Here is a 7,026-nt window from a genome sequence, read left to right on the forward strand (position 1 = left end):
GTTCGCTTGCCACCCTATTCAGGGGGGAGAATAAACCTCTCAATGCTTTCCCACGGATTCATGTGGCACAATGCTGAGCGTCCATAGGGACACTGTGCACATCCTGCATAGGATGTGCAAGTCGGGCGAAGTAAGGCGCCTAGCCTGCCCATAAGGGCGCTTTCCTTTTGTCGCCCGACCGATACAGCGGGGGGACAATAGGGCGGGAGGGAACCCTTTGAATCCAACGGGCCCTTTTAAAAATAATTTAAAGAAATAATTCATTGTCCGTGGTACAATAAAACTGATAATACCCGATTACAGGAAGAAATGAGGGATAGTTATGGAAACGTGGAAAAAAGCCGGTCTGGCAGCGGCGGCTGCTTTGATGATAGGTGTGCCCGCAGAGGCGGCAGAAATCGCCCAGAATGCAGTGCTTTCGGGCACTGTCACTTCTGTGGTGGATGTGAATACGACGGTGAAGGAGGGGCAGGTGCTGGCTACGGTGGATTCTCTGGTAGGTCCTGTGCCGGCGGCCCGGGCTGATGCGGACGGTGTGGTGAAGAAGGTACTGGTTGTGAAGGGACAGCAGATTGCAAAGCAGGATGCGGTGGCTGTCATTGAAACCAATTAATGGATAAGGAGCTTCTAATGCATGCGATTGCAAGCAAGAAAATAAAAAGGCTGGCCCTTTCGGTGTGCCTGGCGCTGGGATGCGTCCTGCCGGCGGCAGCGGAGGAGTTTCTTCCTCTTTCCGATGTGAAGGAAGGCATGCATGGGTATGCGAAAACGGTGGTGCACGGCACGAAGATTGACACTTTTGACGTGGATGTGCTGGGTATCATGAAGAATAAAGGGGCCACAGGCGGGGATCTGGTGCTGGTGAAGGTGTCGGGCCCGGTCATTGACGCGTCCGGCGGTATCGCCCAGGGCATGAGCGGCAGTCCTGTGTATATTGACGGAAAACTGCTTGGCGCCATTGCCTACGGTTTTCCCCAGTCCGACGGCCGTATCGGCATGGTGACTCCTATTTCCGATATGCTCCGCCTCTGGACGGTGGATACGAGTAGGGATGAAGGAAACAGGAAATCGGACAGCGGCCTTATTCCGCTGGCTACGCCCCTTATGGCATCGGGCTATACGCCTTCGGCCATGGAATTCCTGACGGATAAGATGAAGGATTTCAACATGGTGCCCTATTCCGCCGCTTCCGCCGGCGCCGACGAGACGCCCAGGCCTCTGGAGGCTGGGGGCGCGGTGTCTGCCACTCTGGTGACAGGGGATTTGAAGCTTGGCGCCGTGGGTACGGTGACCTATGTGGACGGAGACCATATGGTGGCCTTCGGCCATCCTTTCCTGGATAAGGGCAGCTCTTCCTATTTCATGCATAATTCCTATATTTTCACCGTGGTTCCCAGCCATAACATTCCCTTTAAAATGGGCAGTGTAGGTGCGGAAATCGGTACGGTGAACGAGGATCGGGGCTCCGGTATCAGCGGTCTTTCGGGAAAGGTGCCGGAGTCCGTGCGTCTCCATTCTTCCGTGCTTGATGAGGATACGGGAAGGACGGGGGATCTCAATGTGCGTATGGTGCAGAATGAGCGCATGCTGCCCATGCTTTCGGTGACCTCCGTTTACAACAATATCAGCAACACCCTGGACAGGAACGGCGAGGGGACGGTGTCCCTTTCCTACACCATGTACCCGAAGGATCTGAAGAAGAAGCCCTTTACCCGGTCCAATATGTACTGGTCTTCCAAGGATGTGTCGGAGCGGAGCGTGGATGAAATGTACAATGTCATCCGCATTCTGGAGCAGAACCGGTTCGAACCCTACACCCTTCGGGATATTTCCGTGGACATGAAGGTGACAAAGGAGAGGAAGACCGCCCAGCTGCTGGACGCTTCCGCTTCGCCCACCGTCGTTTCTCCGGGAGATACCATTTACGTAAGGGCAAGACTGGCTCCCTATCGGGGAGAGGTGTTCTACAAAGATCTGGCTTTCACAGTGCCCAAGGACCAGCCTCTGGGCCCCATGATCCTGGAAGTCAGGGGCGGCGGCGTAGTGCCGCTTCCTTACCTGATCCAGCAGCAGAAATATAATCTCACCGATGAAATCCTGGAGCGTATCCGCACCTATAAGGATTTCAACGATTTATTTGATAAACTGGAAAAAGAGGATAAAAACAACCAGGTGGTGGTTGAAATCCTTGATCCCAATGTGAGCATGATTTCCAGAGATGAGGAAAACGGCACCAAGGCGGAAATCCAGGATAAGAGACCTTCCCAGAACCCGGACTATCTGAAGGGGAAGAAGGGAGACAGCGCGGAAGGGGAGAAGGATGAAGACAGCCCCAAGAGCAGCGTGGACACCGATTATGTGGTTTACGGCGACGGGCAGTTCACCTTCCAGGTCATGGCTCCCGAGGACCGGGATGAGGCCCTTAAGAAGCTGGCCAAATCGAACCAGAAGATGATTGCGGATATGAAGAATGAAGGAAAAGATTCCATTTCCGGGAACGATAAAGAGGCTGGGAAAGAGGAGCCGAAGAAAGAAAAGGGGCAGAAGTCCGATGATAAGAAATCGAATGCTTCCTATTTCCGGATGAGTCATTTCCTCACCCATTTATAATTACAGGGAAAGGAGGGACATATGGGATTTCTGGAATCTCTGGGCCGGCAGACCCTGTCCATATTTCACCAGCTGGGAGCGGTGGTGCTGCTTCTTCTGGCGGCGGTGAAGGAAATATCTGCCATCCGCGGGAAGGAAACCTGCAGGCAGTGCCTTTCTCTGGGGGTCCTGTCCTTTCCCATTGTGGCACTCACCCTTTTATTCACAGGCATGGTGCTTTCCGTGCAGATTGCAGGAGAGCTGACCAAGTACGGCGCTGATTTTACGGTAGGCGCCATTGTGGCCATCGGCATCGGCCGCGAACTGGGCCCGGTGCTCTGCGGCGTGGTGCTGGCAGGCCGGGTGGGCGCTGCCATTACGGCGGAAATCGGTACCATGCGTGTCACCGAGCAGATTGACGCTCTCCGCTGCATGGCGGTAAGCCCGGTGGGGTACCTGGTGGTGCCCAGGCTCATTGCCTGCATGTGCATGCTGCCCATTCTTGACGTCTTCGGCGTGGCCATCGGCGTAGGCGGCGGCATGATGGTGGCATCCCTGTCCCATGGGGTGTCGTCCTACGTGTTCATGCATTCCATCCACGTATACTGCGTGCCTTCGGATCTCTACATCGGCGTATTCAAGTCCGTCATTTTCGGCATGATCGTAGCCCTGGTGGGCTGCGACCGGGGCATGACCTGCACCGCCGGTGCGGAAGGGGTCGGCAAGGCCACCACCCAGTCCGTGGTGTACTCCATTATCATGCTCTTTGCAGCCAATTATATTCTTTCGTCTATTCTTTTCTGAGAGGCCCTATGATTTCCATCAGACATGTGTACCAGACCTTCGGGTCCAGGCAGATATTAAAAGACGTGAGCCTGACGGTGAAAGACGGAGAGACCATGGTAATCCTCGGCGCCTCCGGTTCAGGCAAATCCACACTGCTCAAGCTGATTATCGGCCTTCTTACGCCTACATCGGGAGAAGTCCTGGTGGACGGGAAGGACATGGGCCGTCTCAGCGAAGAGGAGCTGAACAAGGCCAGAAGAAATATGGGCTTCGTTTTCCAGTACTCCGCCCTCTTCGACTCCATGAACGTGAAGGAAAATGTGGCCTTCGGCCTCCGCATGCATACGAAACTTCCCGAGGAGGAAATCGACCGCATTGTGAAGGAAAAGCTCCACCTGGTGGGACTTGACGGCATAGAAAACCTCATGCCCTCAAGCCTTTCCGGCGGCATGAAGAAAAGGGTGAGCCTGGCCAGGGCCATTGCACTGGAACCGAAGATCATCCTTTACGATGAGCCCACGGCGGGGCTGGACCCCATCCGGTCCACAGATATCAGCCTCCTTATCAAGCATACTCAGAAGGCCCTGCATGCCACCAGCGTGGTGGTGACCCACGATTTAAAGTCGGCGGAAATGATAGCCGACAGGATGGCATTTCTTTATAAAGGTTCCTTCCTGGCCATAGGCAGGCCGGAGGATTTAAAGGCGTCGGAAGACGAAAGGGTGAGGCAGTTTATGGAAGGACTGCCGTCGGACCCTGATTTTTTGAAAGAAGGTGACATGCCTTGAAATGGTCCACAGAAGCAAAGGTAGGGGCTTTTTCCCTGTTGGGCATTATACTTTTTGCAGCCATTGTGATTGAGCTGGGAAATACGGTGATTTTCGGGAAAAGCGGATTTCATGTTACCGGCTATTTCAAAGAAGCGGAAGGCATCGAACCGGGAAATCCCATCCATTATGCCGGCGTGGAAGTGGGCATGGTAGATAAGATTTCCGTGGAAAACGGGGAAGCGGTAGTGCGCCTTCGTTTCTATAAAGACGCCCAGGTGCCAAGGGATGCGGATTTCTCCATCCAGACCTCTTCCGTCATGGGGGGACGTTTCATCAAAGCCTCCGGCGGCCATCAGGACAGGGGATACCTTTCCGACGGCATGACCGTCCAGGGCAAGGCGGCTCCGGGCATCGACCAGGCCATGGACAAAATGGACAAGCTCATTAATTCCGCCCAGACCATGCTTGACGGCATTAATACGGTGGTGGCGGATCCGGCGGCCCAGAAAAATGTGAAGAACAGCATCAGCAACTTCGACGCCGTTTCCCAGAACCTGGCCATCCTTACTGCCCAGGGCATCCAGACGGCCAATGAAATCGAAGGCATTACCTCCCAGATCAATTCCATGCTCTACCAGCTGAACGGCGACGGCAAGGCAGTGAATGATGCCCGCCGGATTATGGACAATCTGGCAGTGGCTTCTGAAAATGCAAGAAAAATTTCAGGCAATGCAAAAGAGATTTCAGGGAAAATTAATGGTATAATGAATGGACAGACCGATTTTAATGTATCTGTTTCAGGCGAATTGTTATATAATACAACAAAGGATGATTTTTCGCCGAATCTGTTTTTCCGCGTAGGCAAAGGTACCTATGGACTCCTGGGGATTGAGTCGCTGACCAATGATCCTGTATATGATGCCGTATTTGGTAGGACGAGAGGGATTTACGGCTATCATGCAGGCATTATCAGAAACAAACTGGGTGCCGGTGTGGATTACGAGAAAAACCGGTGGAAGTTCTCAGCAGATCTCTTCAATCCCGATGATCTGACCATGCGGGTGCGCGGGAGCTATGCGCTGGATGACCATTTCTTCCTCACCGGACAGTCCATCTTCCCCCACAGCAACAGGGGCGGCGGTGAATATATCGGCCTTGGCTATAACTATTAATACATCTGATTAGAAGGGATGAAATATATGAATAAATATACCTACCGTATTTTGGCAGCTTCCATCGTTATGGCACTCACCTTCGGAGTGGGAGCGGAAGCAAAGGGTGAAAAGACCCGCACCACCACTGATCCATCCATTACCCAGAAGGCCTTTGACGCCCAGATGAAACAGGCAAGCCCTGACAAGACAGTGAATTTCAACAACATGCTCATGACCCAAAATCTGGGTGACGCATTAACCAACGTAGCAGCGCCGGAAGCCTCCTCCCTGGACATCGACCTTCGGGGCGCCGTTTCCACAGCTATCCAGAATAACCGTGACATCACCATTGCTGACCTCCAGCGGAAGGAAGCAGAAGCTGATGTCAGTGCGGCAGCCGCTGCCAAGAACCCGTCTGTAGGCTACAGCTGGCAGGGAAACCAGTTCAAAACACGCGTCGTTTCCACCAGAGGAGATATAAATAACCGCTCCTACAGCCAGGGCGTCAATGTATCCATGCCCATCTGGACCGGCGGAAATCTGGAAGGCCAGATCAACAGAGCCCGCTATGCAAAGAACGTGGCTGACCTCACCTACTACAAAACAGAAGCGGACACCAAGCTTTCTGCCGTAAAGGCTTACTACGGCTATCTGGAAAATATCAAACTGGCAGATGTGCAGGCCATGTCCGTCAACGATTACGCCAGCCATCTGAATAACGTACAGCAGCAGTTCGATGCAGGCATTGTGGCCAAACTGGATGTCCTCACTTCCAGTACTTCCCTGGCCAATGCAAAGCAGAGAAAAATAGCCGCTGACAATGCAAGGGATATTGCAGAAGCCAACCTGAATAACATCATGCGCGTCCCCATGAATACAAAGCTGAACCCCCTGGATAAAGATTTCCCGGAACCGGCTTTTGATATTACCATGGACCAGGCCATTGCCATGGCGGAGAAATACCGCTGGGAATTGATTCAGTCCGACTACAATGTACGCATTGCCAATGAAGCCCTCCGCATTGCCAAATCAGGCTACATGCCCACCGTCAGCGTAGGCGGCGGCTACTCCTGGGACTCCGCAGCCCTTTCCAAAGTGGACAAGGATGACTGGGCCCTCCTTGGAAAAATCAGCTGGAACCTCTGGGACGGCGGCTCCACCCAGGCAGCAGTAAAGAAAGCCAAAGAAGGAGTCAAAGTGGCACAGGAACAGCTCCTCCAGGCCAGGGAATCGGTGGAACTGGAAGTACGGCAGGACTACCTCAACGTCCTTTCCTACAAAGAACAGATCCGCGCCACCGAAGCGGCTGTAGCCCAGGCAGAAGAAGCATACAAAATCGCCACCGTCCGCTACAGCAGCGGCGTAGGCATCAACCTGGATGTACTGGATGCAGAACTGCAGCTTAACACAGCCCGCACCAACTACATCACCGCCCTTTATAACTACAACATCAGCCTGGCCACCCTGGAACACGCCATGGGCATCCCGGCGGTGATCCACCCCGAATTCGCATCCCCTCTGAACCAGGCGGGAAAATAGTGTGCTAGTGAGCTAGTGTACTAGTGAGCTGGTGTACTAGTGAGCTGGTGGGCTGGTAAAAACCATACAACCGCGCCTTTGGCGCGAGGGAAATGCACCCCTTCTGCCGCTTTCGGCGGCGTCTCCCCCGGAGGGGGAGATGCTAGGGAAGCACTGATTAATTCATAGAGTCTGCTTTTATAAGAATT

At 53.6% G+C, this 7,026-nt stretch carries 6 protein-coding genes; all 6 read left to right on the plus strand.

The window, feature by feature from the left end:
• Positions 1-322: 322 nt before the first annotated feature.
• The 6 genes from B2Y11_RS03080 to B2Y11_RS03105 are packed head-to-tail and all read left to right on the plus strand — an operon-like array spanning position 323 to position 6,838.
• Positions 323-613 (plus strand): hypothetical protein, encoded by a 291-nt coding sequence (locus B2Y11_RS03080; protein ID WP_291056074.1) that lies wholly within the window; start codon positions 323-325, stop codon positions 611-613.
• A 17-nt stretch (positions 614-630) separates the two neighbouring features.
• The gene (locus B2Y11_RS03085) at positions 631-2,610 is read left to right on the plus strand and encodes a SpoIVB peptidase S55 domain-containing protein (protein ID WP_291056076.1); all 1,980 of its coding nucleotides are present in this window, start codon (positions 631-633) and stop codon (positions 2,608-2,610) included.
• Between the two features lie 21 nt (positions 2,611-2,631).
• Positions 2,632-3,393 carry an MlaE family ABC transporter permease gene (locus B2Y11_RS03090; protein ID WP_291056078.1) on the plus strand — a complete coding sequence of 254 codons (762 nt, stop codon included), beginning with the start codon at positions 2,632-2,634 and terminating at the stop codon, positions 3,391-3,393.
• An 8-nt stretch (positions 3,394-3,401) separates the two neighbouring features.
• Positions 3,402-4,163 carry an ABC transporter ATP-binding protein gene (locus B2Y11_RS03095; protein WP_291056080.1) on the plus strand — a complete coding sequence of 254 codons (762 nt, stop codon included), beginning with the start codon at positions 3,402-3,404 and terminating at the stop codon, positions 4,161-4,163.
• A complete protein-coding gene (locus tag B2Y11_RS03100; RefSeq protein ID WP_291056082.1) occupies positions 4,160-5,317 on the plus strand; it encodes an MlaD family protein in 1,158 nt (385 codons plus the stop codon). Before B2Y11_RS03095 ends, B2Y11_RS03100 begins: the two co-directional genes overlap by 4 nt.
• Positions 5,318-5,344: 27 nt before the next feature.
• A complete protein-coding gene (locus tag B2Y11_RS03105; RefSeq protein ID WP_291056084.1) occupies positions 5,345-6,838 on the plus strand; it encodes a TolC family protein in 1,494 nt (497 codons plus the stop codon).
• Positions 6,839-7,026 lie beyond the last annotated feature (188 nt).

The sequence above is a fragment of the Dialister sp. UBA1703 genome (assembly GCA_002320515.1).
In the GTDB taxonomy this organism is placed as follows: Bacteria; Bacillota; Negativicutes; order Veillonellales; family Dialisteraceae; genus Dialister.

What these genes read in the sequence shown, in the direction of transcription:
- B2Y11_RS03080 (WP_291056074.1), top strand. Translation starts at nt 323, where the DNA reads ATGGAAACGTGGAAAAAAGCCGGTCTGGCAGCGGCGGCTGCTTTGATG.
- B2Y11_RS03085 (WP_291056076.1), top strand. Translation starts at nt 631, where the DNA reads ATGCATGCGATTGCAAGCAAGAAAATAAAAAGGCTGGCCCTTTCGGTG.
- B2Y11_RS03090 (WP_291056078.1), top strand. Translation starts at nt 2,632, where the DNA reads ATGGGATTTCTGGAATCTCTGGGCCGGCAGACCCTGTCCATATTTCAC.
- B2Y11_RS03095 (WP_291056080.1), top strand. Translation starts at nt 3,402, where the DNA reads ATGATTTCCATCAGACATGTGTACCAGACCTTCGGGTCCAGGCAGATA.
- B2Y11_RS03105 (WP_291056084.1), top strand. Translation starts at nt 5,345, where the DNA reads ATGAATAAATATACCTACCGTATTTTGGCAGCTTCCATCGTTATGGCA.